This is a genomic window from Xanthomonas populi, from assembly GCF_002940065.1.
Taxonomy (GTDB): domain Bacteria; phylum Pseudomonadota; class Gammaproteobacteria; order Xanthomonadales; family Xanthomonadaceae; genus Xanthomonas; species Xanthomonas populi.
Window position 1 is genome coordinate 1 of sequence record NZ_MDEJ01000021.1, and the last position, 16532, is coordinate 16532.

The window sequence follows — 16532 nt, forward strand, 5'->3', positions numbered from 1 at the left end:
TCATGTCTGTCGTTCTCCGCTGGCAGGGCGTCAAGTCAATGATGGCAGATTGCTGGGGTTTTTAGAGGCTCCTAGTAGTCGTCTCTCGCCTGCACGGTGGATATGGAAGCCTAGTTCTGCAATTTCTGATCTTGGGTCTAACTTTGTGCCCTTCGAATTGCAATTGGAAAGACAATCCTATGGTGCTGATGAGGATGCCCCCGGGGAACTGCCTCTCGGCTCAATTGCATCGATGCTTTATTGCTATGGTCAAGCACTTGGAACGAATTACTTCAAGCGCAATCGCGCACTTGTGCAAAGTAAGTACGGGGATCAAAAGGGTTGGCCGGAGGTCTGGCGATTTGCGGTAGTTGTCCGAAATCCAATGGCTCATGGCGGAGCGGTATACTTCAATAGATCAAACGCTCTGCCAGTTCGATGGAAGAGCGTCATGTACTCACCGACTGATAATGGGAGGTGATTGCTTCACCACGATCTCTGGCCGGGATATCTGATGGATCTAATTCTCGAAATGGATCAGTCTATCTCAGACAGTGATTGAATGCTGGCACCCTACGGGATGCCAGCACCAGCAAACCTACTTACGCCAGATCGAAACGATCCAGCTGCATCACCTTGGTCCAGGCGGCGACGAAGTCGTGCACGAACTTCTCCTGTGCATCGGCGCTGGCGTAGACCTCGGCCACCGCACGCAGGATGGAGTTGGAGCCGAACACCAGATCCACACGCGTGCCGGTCCATTTGTGTTCGCCGGTGCTGCGGTCGCGGCCTTCGTAGACCTCCTTCGCCTCGGAGGTGGCTTTCCACTCGGTGCGCATGTCGAGCAGATTGGCGAAAAAGTCGTTGCTCAGCACGCCCGGGCGATGGGTGAACACGCCATTGCTCGACTCGCCGACATTGGCGCCGAGTACGCGCAGGCCGCCGACCAGCACGGTCAACTCTGGAGCGGTGAGCGTTAGCAACTGCGCCTTGTCGATCAGTAACGCTTCGGCTGGCACCGCGTAGCTGCGCTTGGCGAAGTTGCGGAAGCCATCGACTGCCGGTTCCAGCACGGCAAACGATTCGACGTCGGTCTGCTCCTGCGAGGCATCGGTGCGGCCGGGTGCGAACGGCACGGTGACGCTGTGGCCAGCCGCGTGTGCGGCGCGTTCGACGGCGGCGTTACCGGCCAGCACGATCAGGTCGGCCAGCGAGATCTGCTTGCCGCCGGAATGCGCGCCGTTGAACTCGGCCTGGATGCGCTCCAGCGTGCCCAACACCTGTGCAAGCTGCTCGGGTTGATTGGCCTGCCAATCCTTCTGCGGTGCCAGACGGAGACGCGCACCGTTGGCGCCGCCACGTTTGTCCGAGCCGCGGAAGGTCGACGCCGACGCCCATGCGGTGGAGACCAACTGCGCCACGCTCAGGCCGGAGTCCAGAACGGTCTGCTTGAGGGCGGCGGCGTCCTGCGCATCGACCAGCGGGTGGTCGGCTGCCAGCAACGGGTCCTGCCACAGCAATTCTTCGCTGGGGACGTCCGCACCCAGGTAGCGTGCGCGCGGGCCCATGTCGCGGTGAGTGAGCTTGAACCAGGCGCGGGCGAAGGCATCGGCGAACTGGTCCGGATGCTCGTGGAAGCGACGTGAGATCGCTTCGTAGGCCGGGTCGAAACGCAGCGCCAGATCGGTGGTCAGCATCGTCGGCCTGTGCTTCTTCGAAGCATCGTGTGCATCTGGAATGATGGCGTCGGCATTCTTGGCCACCCATTGGTGCGCGCCGGCCGGGCTCTTGCTCAGCTCCCACTCGAACTTGAACAGGTGATCGAAGAAGTCGTTGCTCCACTGTGCAGGCGTGGTGGTCCAGGTGACTTCCAGGCCGCTGGTGATGGTGTCGCCGCCCTTGCCGGTGCCGTAGCTGTTGTGCCAGCCCAGGCCCTGGCTTTCCAGATCGCTGGCTTCCGGCTCGGCGGCCACATTGTCGGCCGGGCCGGCGCCGTGGGTCTTTCCGAAGGTATGGCCGCCGGCGATCAGCGCCACGGTCTCTTCGTCGTTCATGGCCATGCGCGCGAACGTGTCGCGGATGTCGCGTGCCGCGGCGATCGGGTCGGGCTTGCCGTTCGGGCCTTCCGGATTGACGTAGATCAGGCCCATCTGCACGGCGGCCAGCGGGTTTTCCAGATCGCGGGTGTGCGGCACTTGGCTGTCGTCGTCTTTGACCAGTACGCCGTGCGCCTCGTCCACGCCGGGCGAGCCCTGCGCATAGCGTTCGTCGCCACCCAGCCACTTGGTTTCGCGGCCCCAGTACAGATCCTGATCCGGCTCCCAGGTGTCTTCTCGGCCGCCGGCAAAACCGAAGGTCTTGAAGCCCATGCTTTCCAGCGCAACGTTGCCGGTGAGGATCATCAGGTCTGCCCAGGAAATCGCCTGGCCATACTTCTGTTTGATCGGCCACAGCAGGCGGCGCGCCTTGTCCAGGCTGACGTTGTCCGGCCAGCTGTTGAGCGGTGCGAAGCGCTGCTGCCCGCGACCGCTGCCGCCACGGCCATCACCGATGCGGTAGGTGCCGGCGCTATGCCAGGCCATCCGCACGAACAGCGGGCCGTAATGGCCGAAGTCGGCCGGCCACCAGTCCTGCGAATCGGTCATCAGTGCACGCAAGTCCTGCTTGAGCGCTGACAGATCGATGCGCTCGAACGCCTCGGCGTAGTTGAAGGTCTGGCCCAGCGGGTTGGATTTGCTCGAATGCTGGCTGAGCAGATCCACGCGCAGCTGCTTGGGCCACCAATCGCGGTTGGTGGTTCCGGTACCGACGACGGCGTGGTTGAACGGGCACTTTGCTTCGGTTGTCATGGCGATACCTGTGTGCGTGAGCACTTGGGGAGCTGTGTGCCGAGCGTGCGACACGTGCTGTTGGAGTCGAAATGCTTGCAGTGCTTAAGCTGTGGTCATCGATAAAGGCGCGAATGCGGCCAGGGCTCCTCGAGAATTGTCGCCGCGTTTGCCGATGCTAGCGCTTGCCCGGCTTGCCCGGAATAGGTCGGCGAGCAGGGGGCCGCACAAGCGGACTTGCGCATCGAGTGGACTCATCTAGGGCGGCGTTCGCACACCATAAACAGCATCGATTATTCATGGAATTCGAATTATCAGAACATATCGATTAGGACGTGACTATGGCGGCTGCGACGATGCCCAGGCGACGCGCCATCGGCCCGTCAGCGCTTGCCGAACAGACTGCCGCCGAGTTTCATGACATCGCCCAAGCCAAGTTTTCCGTCGCCATCCTGATCCAGCACGCTGGTCAGCAGGCCGCTGATGCCGCTATTGCTGCCGACTTGCTGGCGTTCCTGCGCCAAGGCCGGGCCGAGCTGATTGCCGGACGTCGTACTGCCACCGAGGAAACGTTTGGCCAGGTACGCCATCACGATGGGCGCCAACAGTTGTAGCAGTTGGCTAGCCTTGCTGGTTTCCAGCCCGGCGGCCTTGCCCAGGCCAGCAACGGCCTGCGCTGCCTTGTCGCCGAACAGATGACCGACGATGCCGGCGCCATTGCCTTGCGCACCACTGGCCGAGCCGCCCAGCAGCGAGCCGAGCAGGCTGCCGATGTCCGGGCTGCCGGCATGGTCGCGTTGCAAGGCACTCAACAATGCATCGGTGCCGCCGGCCTGCTGGCTGTTACGCCCCAGGGCGCCCATCAACAGCGGCAGCGCGGTCTGCACCGCCGATTGCGCCTGCTCCGGCGCGATGCCGAGCCGGCTGGCGAGTTGCTGCAACTGCGGGCCTTGCAGCTGGGCAGCCAGTTGATCGGTCAACGAGTCGGACGCGGTCATCGGTGTCTCCGATTGGACAAAACGTTGCGGCAGCTTGCGCCCGTCGCGTCAGCAGAGCAATCCGAGCGGTGCGCATCACTGCGCAGCGCGTGATGCAGCGCGAGCCGGCGCCTTCGCAGGGCAGCATTCAGGCAAACACGCAAACCTGCAACTGCAATGAATGAGCAGGGCCGCAAGCGTCAGTCATACAGCTATGCCGTTACGAATCCCCAATCCCAGCACTCATAGCAGCGCCTTCAGTCGATACAGCGCTTCCAGCGCCTGCTTGGGCGTGAGCTCGTCCGGGTCCAGCGCCTGCAGTGCTTCCTGCGCGGCAGAGCAGGGCGCGGTGAACAGGCCGAACTGCTGCGGTGCGTCCAACGCGGCGAGCGCCATTTGCGCGCTGTGACTTTCGCCGCCGCGTTGTTCCAGTTCGGCCAGTCGGCGCCGTGCCTGGGTGACTGCTGCCTTCGGCAACCCGGCGAGCGCGGCCACCTGCAGACCGAAGCTGCGATTGGCCGGGCCGTCCTTGACGGCATGCATGAACACCAGGCGCTCACCGTGTTCGACCGCATCCAGATGCACGTTGGCGATGCCGCTGGCATACGACTCGTCGGCCAGTGCGGTGAGCTCGAAATAATGCGTGGCAAACAGCGTGTAGCAGCGATTGGTATGCGCCAGATGGCGTGCGACCGCATCGGCCAGTGCCAGACCATCGTAGGTGGAGGTGCCGCGACCGATTTCGTCCATCAGCACCAGCGACTGCGGCGTGGCATGATGCAGGATGTAGCTGGTTTCGGCCATTTCCACCATGAAAGTGGATTGCCCGCGCGCCAGATCGTCGCCCGCACCGATGCGGGTGAGAATGCGGTCGATCGGCCCGATCACCGCGCGGCTGGCCGGCACATAGCTGCCGATATGCGCCAGCAACACGATCAACGCGTTCTGGCGCATGTAGGTCGATTTGCCGCCCATGTTCGGGCCGGTGATGACCAGCATGCGGCGGTCGGTGTGCAGGTCCAGATCGTTGGGTTCGAACGGTTGATCGCGCACCGCTTCCACTACCGGGTGGCGGCCGCGTTCGATGCGCAGGCACGGCGCGCTGGCCAGCTCCGGCTGCGACCAATCCAGCGCCTGCGCCCGTTCGGCGAATCCGGCCAGCACGTCCAGTTCGCTCAGTGCACCTGCGCAGCGCTTCAGGCCTTCCAGCTCGTGGCCGAGTGCATCCAGCAGGCCTTCGTACAACAATTTTTCGCGCGACAACGAGCGCTCGCGTGCCGACAGCACCTTGTCTTCGAAACTCTTGAGTTCTTCGGTGATGTAGCGCTCGGCGTTGGCCAGCGTCTGCCGGCGGCTGTAGTGCAGCGGGGCTTTTTCGGCCTGGCCCTTGCTGATCTCGATGTAGTAGCCGTGCACGCGGTTGTAGCCGACCTTGAGCGTGGCGATGCCGCTGCTGGCGCGTTCGCGTTGTTCCAGGTCGATCAGGAATTGATCGGCGTTGGTGGACAGGCGGCGCAACTCATCCAGATCGGCGTCGTAACCGGTGGCGATGACGCCGCCGTCGCTGAGTTTGAGTGGCGGTTGCTCGGCCACTGCGCTGATCAACAGATGCGCGGTGGCATCGTGTTCGCCGAGTTCGGCATACAGCGTCTGCAGGCGCGGCGAATCCAGCGGCGCGAGGATTGTGCGCACGGTCGGCAGCAGCGCCAGGCCATCGCGCAAGGTGGAAAAATCGCGCGGGCGCGCCGAGCGCAGCGCCACGCGGGTGAGGATGCGTTCCAGATCGCCAAGCGCACGGAAGGCCTCGCGCACGTCGGCATCGGCGCCGGTGTCGATCAAGCTGCCGACCGCGTGGTGGCGCTGCACCAGCACCTCGCGCAGCCGCAGCGGGCGGTGTAGCCAGCGTCGCAGCAAGCGCCCGCCCATTGGTGTGACCGTGCTGTCCAATACGCCCAGCATAGTGTTGCTGGTGTCGCCATCGACGCGGGTGTCCAGCTCCAGATGCCGGCGTGTAGCCGCGTTCATCGAGATCGCCTCGCTGGCCACTTCCATCGCGATGGAAGTCAGATGCGGCAAGCGCTGCTTCTGGGTTTCTTCGACATAACCGAGCAGCGCGCCGGCTGCCGCAGTGGCGCAGGGCTTGTTGTCGATGCCGAAGCCGGACAGATCGTGCAATTTGAAGAACGCCAACAGCTGGCGACGGCCGCTATCGGCGTCGAACAGCCACGGTGGCCGGCGCCGCACGCCGACGCGTCCACGCAGAAATTCCGGCCAGTTGTCTTCGTCGGGCACCAATAGCTCGGCCGGTTCCAGACGCGCGATTTCCGCTTCCAGCGCATCCACGCTGTCCACTTCATTGACCAGGAAACGCCCGCCGGCCAGGTCGGCCCAGGCCAGGCCGTAGCCTTGCTTGCTACGCGAGATCGCCATCAACAGCGTGTCGCGGCGCTCGTCCAGCAACGCCTCGTCGGTGACCGTGCCCGGCGTGACGATGCGCACCACCTTGCGCTCGACCAAGCCCTTGGCCAGCGCCGGGTCGCCGATCTGCTCGCAGATCGCCACCGACTCGCCCAGCGCCACCAAGCGCGCCAGATAGCCATCGTAGGCATGCACCGGCACGCCGGCCATCGGAATCGGCGCGCCACCGGAGCTGCCGCGCTGGGTCAGCGTGATATCGAGCAGACGCGCGGCCTTGCGCGCATCGTCGTAGAACAGCTCGTAGAAATCGCCCATGCGGAAGAACAGCAACAGGTCGGGGTAGTCCGACTTGGCGGCGAAGAATTGCTTCATCAGCGGGGTGTGTTCGGCGGCGCCCGTGCTGAGTTTGATGGTGTCTTTGGTGTTGGTGGTTTGCAAGTACATCTTCCGGAATGCGAATCAGGGACGCGCCGGGTATGCCACGGAGAGCTGCGGGCGTGAGTGTCACCGTCTCCGCCGGTGGCACGATGCAACATGCGCCTCGTCACCGGCCGGCGAGGGCACAAGTTTAAGCCCTGCGACCACCAATCCTGGACTTGCGTGAACGCCGAGGCTGCGTGCGGCCAGACTGTGCCGATGCTGGGCCCCCAGGCCTCCAGCATCGGTAATGCGGGTTTTGCGCCGCCTCGACGTCCAAGATATGCCCGAATCGCCCGCCCGCGGGCCGCGACATCGTGGAGGCGTATCGCCTGCACCGCGCTGATGATGTCTCCACATGGCCGTTCCAGCGGACGCGCTACCGTTTGGGGCACATCAAGCAGGCGATCCGGTCGGGTATGGAACAGAAACAGCAAGAGTGGATGCAGACCGTGACCGAGGCGCTCAGCGACCTGCTGGCTGCACGCGTGGCCCAGGCCACGCTGCTGGAGGCGATGATGGTCTCGCATCCTGACCCGATGATGCTGAGAAAGGCGTGGGACGAGTTGTCTTCCCAGCGCATCGCGTATGTCGCGCAGAAAAAAGCAGTCGCGGACGATCCACGGCCGATGGATGCCTACGCGCTTGAGCAGTTCCAGGCGTGGGAAGAAAAGCTCAGCCGTTACTTTCCGCGTGCGCCTGATGGAGGGAGCCCGGATGCTTGAAACCGCTGGCCAGCGCCCCAGTCGCGCGGCCTGGCGGCGATCAGCCAGGTGGTTGATCGCCACTGTGTGTCGCTTGCGCACACTGGCGCCGGCGACTGTGCTGGGAGCCGGTCATGGCTCCCAGCATTGCAGTGCGGTCAGGCGGTGCTTACGTGGTTCTTGGTGATCAATGCAGCCGCTGGTACGTTTTGAGTCAGGCCACTGATGCGCGTGGTTTGGCCTTGTCGGCATCCACGCGCAGGGCCGCAGAGGCAAGGCCTGGTGCAGTGGCCTGCAAGACGATGCTGCCGGCGTTTCGCGTGGTCTGGAAGAGGGCCGCACAGAGTCTATTGAAGGCCTTGCGTTGCGGCGCCTTGTCGTCTTCATGGCTGGCGGGGTCGCCGTTGCCCGCGCCGATCAACCGCGCGGGGCCGCGCAATGCGAACTGCACCTGGTTGTCTGCGGTCGGCACCAGGCGGCCCTGTGCGTCGACGATCTCCACCTTCACCACCGCCACGTCTTCGGAGTCCGCGCGCAATGCGTTGCGGTCGCAGCTCAGGCGGATGGCTGCCGGCTTGCCGACGGTCTTGCGGCGTTCGGTGAGCACGCGTTTGCCGCCGCGATAGCCGCGTGCTTCGATCACTCCCGGTGCGTAAGCCACACGCCATTCGACATGGCCATAGGCCGGCACCTGCTGCAGGCCTTGGCTGACGCCGTTGACCAATAGGTCCACCGCTTCGAAATTGCTGTGGCACCAGACCTCGACGCGGCCTTTGTCGTCGGGCTGCAGCAGGCCGTCCCAGTTCCAGTGCGGGAACAGATGCAGCACCGGTTCGCTGGTCCACTGCGCGCGGTAGTACCAGGAGTTGTCTTTGGGGAAGCCACAGCTGTCGAGCACGCCGAACTGCGAGCCGACATTCGGCCAGCGGTTGTAGGGCGTGGGTTCGCCACGGTAATCGAAGCCGGTCCAGATGAAGCCGCCAGCGATATAGGGGCGCTGCGCGACGTAGCTCCACCAGGCTTCGGCGGTGCTGGCCCACCAAGGGTGGTCGGTGTCTTAGGCGCGGGTGTAGCCGCGCGCGTCGTCGCGCTGGTAGTTGCCGCGCACCGAGACGGTGCTGCCGGTTTCGCTGGCATAGATCGGAATACTCGGATAGTGCGCGTGGAAGCCGTCCATCTGGCTGGTGCGGTAGTTGAAGCCCACCACATCGACCACTTGACCGACGCCATCGCCAAAGCCCTTGTCCATCGCGAACGTGTTGGGGCGCGTGGGATCGAGTTGACGCACGTGTTGTTGCATGCGGCCGACGCTGCGTGCGCCGCGCTCGGTGACCTGCTGCGGTTCTTCGTTGCCGAGCGACCACAGGATCACGCTGGGGTGATTGCGCCCGCGCCGCACCATCGTCTCCAGTTCGCCCACGGCTTCGGGGTCGGTGGACATGCGGCGGGTTTCTTCGATCACCAACATGCCCAGGCGATCGCACCATGCCAGCAGTTCGGGCGTGGCCGGATTGTGCGCACTGCGATACGCGTTGCAGCCCATCGACTTGAGCTGGCGCAGGCGCCATTCGTGCAGGCTGTCCGGGATGGCGGTGCCGACGCCGGCATGATCCTGGTGGTTATTGGTGCCGTGCAGTTTGAGCGGTGCGCCATTCAACAAAAAGCCACGCTGCGCATCGAAGGCAATGCTGCGTACGCCGAACGCTATGAGCACCGTATCGATGGCGGCGCCGTCGCTGTGCACGCTGGTGGTGAGGCTGTAGAGCTGCTGGGTGTCGATCGACCATAGCGCGGCCTGGCCGAGCGGCACTGTCTGTTCCACAACATGCACCTGGCCCGGCGCAACTGTGACCGCTGCACTGACAGCTTGCGCGACAACACGTCCATCCGGAACACGTCCATCCGGTGCGGTCACGCGCGCTTGCACGTTGTAGTGGCGCGGGGCGCTGCCATCGTTGCGCACTTCGGTGGTCAACTGCGCGGTGGCGTTGCTGCCTTGCAGCGTGCTGCGCACGAACACGCCATCTTGCGGCAGATGCAGCCGGTCGGTCTTGTGCAGCCACATATGCCGATAGATGCCGGCGCCTTCGTAGAACCAGCCTTCGCCCAATGCGGCATCCACGCGAACGGCGATGAGGTTGGGCTTGCCGTCGTCGAGCACTTCGCTGAGGTCGAACTCGAAACCGCAATAGCCGCTGGCGTTGCGCCCGACCACGTGACCATTGCAGAACACAATGCAGTCGCGGAACACGCCGTCGAACAGCAGGCTGATGCGCTTGCCCAGATCGCTTGCGGGAATCTGCCGCGTGCGGCGATACCAGCCCACGCTGTGTTCCGGAAAGCTCTTACCCAGCGGTTTGTAGCCATGCGCAGCGGCGGGGGCGTCTTCGGTGATCGTGGCCGAGATCGGTTCCTGGCGGAAGGGCAGGGTAACGGCCCGGTCGTGCGGCAGATCCAGCAGTTCCCAGGCGCTGTCGTCGAAAGCGAGTTGCGCAGCGGTGGCGGTGTCCTTGCCGGCCTTGGCGGAGGTGCGCTGGAACGTGCCGAACGCGAAGTCGCGCGATGGGTCGCTGGCATGGCCAAGATGGAAACGCCAGCCGAAGTCGAACAGCAGGCGCTCGCGCGGTGCCAAGGTTGCGTCGCCGAGCGGTGCAAACGCACCGGCCGCACCGACGGTGAGTGCGGCGCTCACGCCGCTTGCCAACATGCCTCGCAGCAATTCGCGGCGATTGATACCGGTCATGGCTGCGTCCTCTTGCTGCTGTCGACCCTTGGTCGCAGCGGCAAACCACGGTTCCACATTTTCCGGCTGGGCGATATGCAGCATCACCCGCGGCTTGATGGCCGAGCGTGCGCTGATATCGTGCACCGCCTTGATGCCGGCATTGAACAGCTTGGCGTTGCGTTGCCGATCAATGGGGCGCTTCTTGTCCCAGGGCTTGCTGTCCCTCAGATCGGAAGTGCTTTCGTTGCCCACCTGCACCAGCGCCGGCATCAAGTCGGCACGGTCGAGCGCGCTCAGCGTGTCGTAGGTGAAGCCGTAGAGCGTGCGCGCCAGTTCATCGGTGTCGGTGATGCCGGCCCAGGCCTTGGCAATGAGCTGTTTTTCGCCATCGGCCCAATCGTCGGAATAGTGCAGGTCCAGCAAGACCTGCATGCCTTGCGCGCGTGCACGCGCGATGGTCTTTTTGACGTCGGACAAATCGCTGTAGCGGGTCCAGCGTGCGTCGTTCCACAATCGCACGCGCACCAGATTGGCACCGTGCGCATGGAAACGTGTAGCTGGCTTCCAGCGCATAACGACGGCCGAACACCTGGTAGCCGCCGTCGTCCTGATTGGCCAGACGGTTGGGCTTGTTGTCGGTGTAGGCGCGCAGCGGTTCGTTGGTGAGATTGCCGGCCTGGAAGCGGAAGCTGAGCTGCTTGCTCTACTGCCAGTTCAGGCTCATATCCACCGTGCCTTCACTTTGCAAACGTGCAAGACGCGCTGCATTCCAGCCATACACCACGGTGTATGGGCTGTGGTATTTGTAACCTACGTGCGCTTCGAAGCTGCCGTTGCTGTACCACAGGTCGAAGGTGCCGGTCTTGCGCGCCAGGCCGCTCAGCGGCAACGGGTTGTCGACCGGCGAGAATTCCTTGAGGTTGGAATCGACCAGCGAGAAGTTGGAATAGACGCCGAAGTTTTGCATGTGCGGGATGAAATAGAACGGCGTCTGGAAGGTGAGTTCCACACCGTTGATATGACCGCCACCGCCATTGAACGGCGCGCTGACCAGGTAATCCAGGCCGTTGATCACTTCACGGTCGGTGCGATAGCCGATGCTGGAATCCACTTCCTTGCGATAGACCGGAATCGCCGCGAGCGCTTCGGCGTGGAAATACCACTCGTAGGACACATCGACCTGGGTGGCCTTGAACGGATCCAGCTGCGGGTTGCCGCCGCTGCCGGTGAGCTGGCCGACGGTGACGGTGGGGTCGTCCAGGCAACGGCCGGTGCGCAATTCGTCCAGCGGCGGGCGCGCGATGACCCTGGCCACGGCGAAACGCAGGATGCGCTGGTCGTCGATCAGGAAGTTGACGGTGGCGCTGGGCAGCACGCCGGTGTATTGCTTGCTGTCGCTGCTGGCCTGCACGGTGTTGCCGACCGAATCGAAGCCGTCGCTGGTGGTCTTGGTATTGACCAGGCGCACGCCGATATTGCCGGTGACATCGGTGCCAAACACCTGCGAGCTGAACACCGCTTTGGCAAAGGCTTCGCGCACGTCTTCCTTGACGTTCCAGTGGTCGAGCATCTGTTCGTTGAGCGTGGCCGGATCGAAACCGCCGAAGCCGATGTCGGCGATTGCGTTCAAGTTGCCGCCGGTCAGCGTGGGCACGTTCAAGTCCGGCATGGTGACCGGATAGATCAGGTCCTGGTAGGCCGAGATCGGCTGGTCGAAGCCGGATTGATTGCTGATGAAGCGACGGTTCTGCTTTTCGCGGCGTGCGGCGCGTGCGCCCAATTCCAGCGAAGTGAACGCAGCTGCACCGATCTAACGGCTGGCGTTGAGCGCGAGCGCGGCGATCTTGTCGCGCAATGCCTGTGGCTCGGTCTGGCCATTGATGCCCCACTCCGGCGTATCCGAGCTGGTGCGGATGATGGGAGTGACGCTACGGCGGAAGTCGAATGAGACGGTGTCCGGGTTGCTGCCGAAGCGCACCGCCTGCCAGGTGGTGTCGCGCTTTGCCTGCGAGAACGACAGGTCGCTGCCCAACGTCCACACATCGCAGCTCCACTTGGCATTCAAGCCGCCGGCAGTGAGGGTCTTGACCTCGTTGTAGTGGCTGACCGCATGGTCGACCTGCAGGTTCGAGTTGGCCAGCGTGCCGGCCACCACATCGCCATCGACGATGGTGTAGGCCGAGCCCGGCGTGGTGTACGGATTGGCACCGGTCGAAAACGTGCTGCAGGCCAGGCCGTTGAACCAGTTCTGCAGCTGGTCTTCGTCGATTTCGATACGCGACTACAAACCGTCGAACTTCAACTCGAAGTTGCCCGAGCGCCGCTGCACGGTGCCCATCGCACCGGTGCGGGTCTGGTCGGTCAGCTTGAGCTGGTCGGCCGCGCCGAACGGGGTTTGGTCCAAGGTGCCGTCGCCATCCACATCGCGCGAGGTGGTGGCATCGGTATAGCCCCAACTGCCGATCGAGGAGTTGGCGTTCTTCTGCTTCTGATAGGTGGCGCCCAGCGCAACCGCCAGGTTGTCGTTGATCTTGTGCACCCAGCTGGCGCCGAAGCGGTTGCCCCACGGGGTGTAGCCGTCCTCGTCCTTGGCGTGGTCATAGAACACCGGGCCGGCAGTGCCGACAAAGCCCGGGCCGTTGTAGTCCAGCGGGCTGATGGTGGAGATGTCCACGGTTGCGGCAAGGCCACCGGCGACCAGGTCGGCCGACTGGGTCCTGTAGACCTTGACGGTGGAGACGATCTCGGTGGGGAACACTTCCCAACGCACCGCACGATTGGGCTCGGACGAGGCGATTTCGCGCCCGTTGACGGTGCCCATGGTCATGCGTGGGCCGAGGCCGCCCACGGTGGCCAGGCTCTCGTTGCCACGGTCGCGGGTTCCGTTGACGCCGGGCAGGCGCACCAGCGCTTTGGCCACGGTGACATTGGGCATCTGGCCCATGTTGTCGGTCGGACATCTGCTTGGCCTGCACCGCCTGATTCAGGCTGGCGCGCTGGCCAATCACCGTGATGTTGTCGAGCGTGACCGGTGGCGTGGTGGCAGCGGTGCTGCTGTCGCTGGCCGGCGGTGCGGCAGGCGCAGGCGCGCTGTCCTGTGCGTGCGTACTGAACGCGGTGGCCAGAACGAAAGCGATGGTGGTGCACAGGACGTCGCGCACAGGGGTGCGGCGCAGGCGCCGGCTGGCCAAGTGGCCGGTGTGGTGAACGGGCATCGTTTGATCCCTTCCAGGACAAAGTTGCCGAATGGAGAGGGTGGCCGTTGCTGCGGCCGTCTGGCGCATCTGCGCGGGCAGGACGAGGAGGTGCGGTACTGCGGATTGAAGCACTGTGCGTTGGCTATCTCACGGTGGAATGCTGCGGTGCAGCTGTAGCGTATGACCCGTTACAGTTGCGCGGTAAGTGGGGAGGCGGCAACCAGAAGGTTGCGTGAGGGCGCATGCGCAGCCTTGCCTCTTGCCTAGCGCGCGCTGGCAGGCAACCGAGGCAAGGCCGGGAATGCACGCTGCACGCAGTTGCTGCGCTCGCAGGTCAGGCAGCCCGGGCCGATCGGCACCGCGTCGTCCACTGCATCCAGATCCCAACCGCGCGCATACACCAGTTGTTCGGCATGGCGCAAGCCGCACCCCATCGCCAGTGCAAAGGTCTTGCGCAGCCGGCCATAGCCCGGCGCACCACTGCTGACCTGGCGCGCAAGCCAGAAATAGCGGCGGCCATCGGGCATGCGCGCGATCTGGGTGAGGATGCGATCGGGCTGATTGAAGGCTTCGTAGACGATCCACAGCGGGCAGGCACCGCCGACATGCGAAAAGTGGAAGTCGGTGGCCGAGTGGCGCTTGGACACGTTGCCGGCGCGGTCCACCCGCATGAAGAAGATCGGCAGCCCGGCCGCACCGCGCCGCTGCAAGGTGCTGAGCCGATGGCAGACTGCCTCGAAGCCCACATCGAAACGGTCGGCCAGCCATTCGATGTCGTAGCGGCAGGCCTGCGCGCTGTGCAAAAACTTGCTGTAGGGCATGACCAAGGCACCAGCGAAATAGTTCGATAAACCAATCCGCGACAACGCGATGCGTTCGGCGTCTTCGAAGCCGGCATCGCCGATGCGTGCCTCCAGCAGCGGCGCACATTCCAGCAACGCCAACTGCGCAGCCATCTGAAACGCCTGTTGGCCAGGGCGCAGATGCGCAGGCAGCCACAGCACGCGTGCCTGCGCATCCATGCTGCGCTTGTCGTTGTGCAGGTCGGTGGATTCGTGCACCAACAAACCGTGGCGATCGGCCAGGCGCTGGCGCAACCGCAGCGCAAGATTGTCCGGGGTGAGCCCTAGTTCGGCATACAGCGCTTCGGCGCGCTCATCCAGCTCGGGCAGGTAGTTGTGCGCGCGATTGAAGTAATCGCGCACCTGCTCACCGGGCGACAGCGATGGCATCGCGGCGTGGTCGGCACCGATCTGCAGTTCCAGTGCGGTATTGCGTTCGAGCAGGTGTCGCTGGGCGCGGTGCAGATTCACCATTGCCTGCGCCACCTGCGGCAGATTGCCGGTGAGCATGCGCAGCTCGGCGGCCGAGAGGGTGTGGCCCAGGCTGCGCAGCGATTCGTCCAAGGGTTCGACCAATGCGGCGGGGTCGTCCAGATCCAGCAGGCCTTCAAGGTCGCCCAGGGTGGCCTTGAGCCGCTGTTGGATCGCCAGCGTCAACGGGCGCTGGTTGCGCTCGATCTGGTTGAGGTAGCTCGGCGACAACGCCAGCCGGCGCGCCAATTCGGCCTGGGTCAGGCCATGGCGCTGGCGCAGCCGCTGCAGGCGCAGGCCGAGCTGGTGGCGAAGAGGTGGCTGCGTGTGCGGCATTCGCAAGATTCGCAAAATTGTGCCGCCAGCTTAGCGCGATTAAGCAATCGCGGGCTGGGAATGCCGCTTGCCGGTGCGAACAATGCGAAGTCACTGCATCGACCCTTCTGCAAGTGAGCCTGCAATGCGTGAATCCGTCCCCCGCGTGTCCCTGTTGATCGACGGCGAATTTGTCACCTCCGCCAGTGCGCATTGGCAGGATGTGGTCAACCCGGCCGATCAATGCGTGCTGGCGCAGGTGCCTTTCGCTACCGCCAGTGAAGTGGACGCGGCCGTGGCGGCGGCCAAACAGGCCTTCGTCGGCTGGCGCAAGACCCCGATCGGCACGCGTGCACGCATCTTCCTGAAGTATCAGCAGCTCATCCGCGAACACATGCCCGAGCTGGCCGCGCTGTTGAGCGCCGAGCAGGGCAAGACCCTGGCCGATGCCGAAGGCGATGTGTTCCGTGGGTTGGAGGTGGTGGAGCACGCCGCGGCGATCGGCAATCTGCAACTGGGCGAGCTGGCCAACAACGTCGCCAACGGCGTGGACACCTATAGCTTGCTGCAGCCGCTAGGCGTGTGCGCGGGCATCACCCCGTTCAACTTCCCCGCGATGATTCCGTTGTGGATGTTTCCGATGGCCATTGCCACGGGCAATACCTTCGTGCTCAAGCCGTCCGAGCAGGACCCGATGGTGACCATGCGGCTGGTGGAACTCGCGCTGGAAGCGGGCATTCCCAAGGGCGTGCTCAATGTCGTGCACGGCGGCGCAGCAGTGGTCAACGCGCTGTGCGACCACCCTCAGATCAAGGCGTTGTCGTTCGTTGGCTCGACCACGGTCGGCACGCACGTCTACCAACGCGCATCGCTGGCAGGCAAGCGCGTGCAATGCATGATGGGCGCGAAGAATCACGCCGTGGTGCTGCCGGACGCCAATCAGGAGCAGACCCTCAACGCAATGGTCGGCGCGGCTTTCGGCGCCGCCGGCCAGCGTTGCATGGCCGCGTCTACGCTGGTGCTGGTGGGCGAGGCGCAGCAATGGATTCCGGCGCTGGTGGCCAAGGCCAAGGCTTTGAAGCTCGGCGCGGGCAATGCCCCGGGCACCGAGGTCGGGCCGCTGATTTCCTGCGCCGCACGCGCGCGTGTGGAAGCGCTGATCGCCTCCGGCGTGGAGCAGGGTGCCCTCCTGGAACTGGACGGTCGCGCTCCGACCGTGCCGGGGTTTGAACAAGGCAACTTCGTCGGCCCGACGATCTTCTCCGGCGTGACGCCTGGCATGCGCATCTACGACGAAGAAATCTTCGGGCCGGTGCTGGTGATTCTGCAGGCGGCCACGCTGGATGACGCCATCGCGTTGGTCAATGCCAATCCCACGGGCAATGGCACTGCGTTGTTCACCCAGTCCGGTGCAGCGGCGCGGCGGTTTCAGGAAGACATCGATGTGGGCCAGGTCGGCATCAATGTGCCGATTCCGGTGCCGGTGCCGCTGTTCTCCTTCACCGGATCGCGCGCCTCCAAGCTCGGCGATCTGGGCCCGTACGGCAAGCAGGTGGTGATGTTCTACACCCAGACCAAAACCGTGACCGCACGCTGGTTCGACGACCAGACGCTGGGCCACGGCGTCAACACCACAATCTCTCTCAAATAACCGGTAGA

At 64.1% G+C, this 16532-nt stretch carries 6 protein-coding genes and 3 pseudogenes; 2 read left to right on the plus strand and 7 right to left on the minus strand.

Annotation, left to right across the window (positions count from 1 at the left end; translation table 11 throughout):
* Positions 1-581: 581 nt before the first annotated feature.
* From katG to mutS, 3 genes are all read right to left on the minus strand, one after another.
* Positions 582-2828, minus strand: a complete 2247-nt coding sequence (gene katG / locus XpopCFBP1817_RS05245) for a catalase/peroxidase HPI (RefSeq protein ID WP_128416297.1) — start codon at positions 2826-2828, stop codon at positions 582-584.
* A gap of 362 nt (positions 2829-3190) precedes the next feature.
* Entirely contained in the window at positions 3191-3805 is a 615-nt protein-coding gene (locus tag XpopCFBP1817_RS05250) for a DUF937 domain-containing protein (RefSeq protein ID WP_128416298.1), read from the minus strand.
* A 222-nt stretch (positions 3806-4027) separates the two neighbouring features.
* Positions 4028-6640, minus strand: coding sequence for a DNA mismatch repair protein MutS (gene mutS / locus XpopCFBP1817_RS05255; RefSeq protein WP_167393835.1), 2613 nt, complete (start codon positions 6638-6640; stop codon positions 4028-4030).
* 398 nt (positions 6641-7038) lie between these two features.
* Between mutS and XpopCFBP1817_RS05260 the strand changes: the two genes are divergently transcribed.
* Positions 7039-7344 carry a hypothetical protein gene (locus XpopCFBP1817_RS05260; RefSeq protein ID WP_128416324.1) on the plus strand — a complete coding sequence of 102 codons (306 nt, stop codon included), beginning with the start codon at positions 7039-7041 and terminating at the stop codon, positions 7342-7344.
* A 193-nt stretch (positions 7345-7537) separates the two neighbouring features.
* Here the strand turns inward: XpopCFBP1817_RS05260 and galA are convergent.
* From galA to XpopCFBP1817_RS05275, 4 genes and pseudogenes are all read right to left on the minus strand, one after another.
* Positions 7538-10066 (minus strand): annotated as a pseudogene (gene galA / locus XpopCFBP1817_RS05265) (beta-galactosidase GalA).
* A gap of 27 nt (positions 10067-10093) precedes the next feature.
* Positions 10094-10609 (minus strand): annotated as a pseudogene (locus XpopCFBP1817_RS21795) (glycosyl hydrolase 53 family protein); the annotation flags it as partial.
* Positions 10596-13263 (minus strand): annotated as a pseudogene (locus XpopCFBP1817_RS05270) (TonB-dependent receptor); the annotation flags it as partial. The pseudogenes XpopCFBP1817_RS05270 and XpopCFBP1817_RS21795, both read right to left, overlap by 14 nt.
* A gap of 245 nt (positions 13264-13508) precedes the next feature.
* Positions 13509-14894, minus strand: a complete 1386-nt coding sequence (locus XpopCFBP1817_RS05275; RefSeq protein ID WP_128416300.1) for a helix-turn-helix domain-containing protein — start codon at positions 14892-14894, stop codon at positions 13509-13511.
* Positions 14895-15018: 124 nt separating this feature from the next.
* On the opposite strand from XpopCFBP1817_RS05275, the gene XpopCFBP1817_RS05280 reads away from it, so the two are divergent.
* Positions 15019-16524 carry a CoA-acylating methylmalonate-semialdehyde dehydrogenase gene (locus XpopCFBP1817_RS05280; protein ID WP_128416301.1) on the plus strand — a complete coding sequence of 502 codons (1506 nt, stop codon included), beginning with the start codon at positions 15019-15021 and terminating at the stop codon, positions 16522-16524.
* Positions 16525-16532 lie beyond the last annotated feature (8 nt).

Bases quoted from the DNA above. Each gene is read 5' to 3' on its own strand.
- XpopCFBP1817_RS05260 (WP_128416324.1), top strand. From the start codon at position 7,039: ATGGAACAGAAACAGCAAGAGTGGATGCAGACCGTGACCGAGGCGCTC.
- XpopCFBP1817_RS05280 (WP_128416301.1), top strand. From the start codon at position 15,019: ATGCGTGAATCCGTCCCCCGCGTGTCCCTGTTGATCGACGGCGAATTT.
- XpopCFBP1817_RS05275 (WP_128416300.1), bottom strand. From the start codon at position 14,894: ATGCCGCACACGCAGCCACCTCTTCGCCACCAGCTCGGCCTGCGCCTG.
- XpopCFBP1817_RS05250 (WP_128416298.1), bottom strand. From the start codon at position 3,805: ATGACCGCGTCCGACTCGTTGACCGATCAACTGGCTGCCCAGCTGCAA.
- katG (WP_128416297.1), bottom strand. From the start codon at position 2,828: ATGACAACCGAAGCAAAGTGCCCGTTCAACCACGCCGTCGTCGGTACC.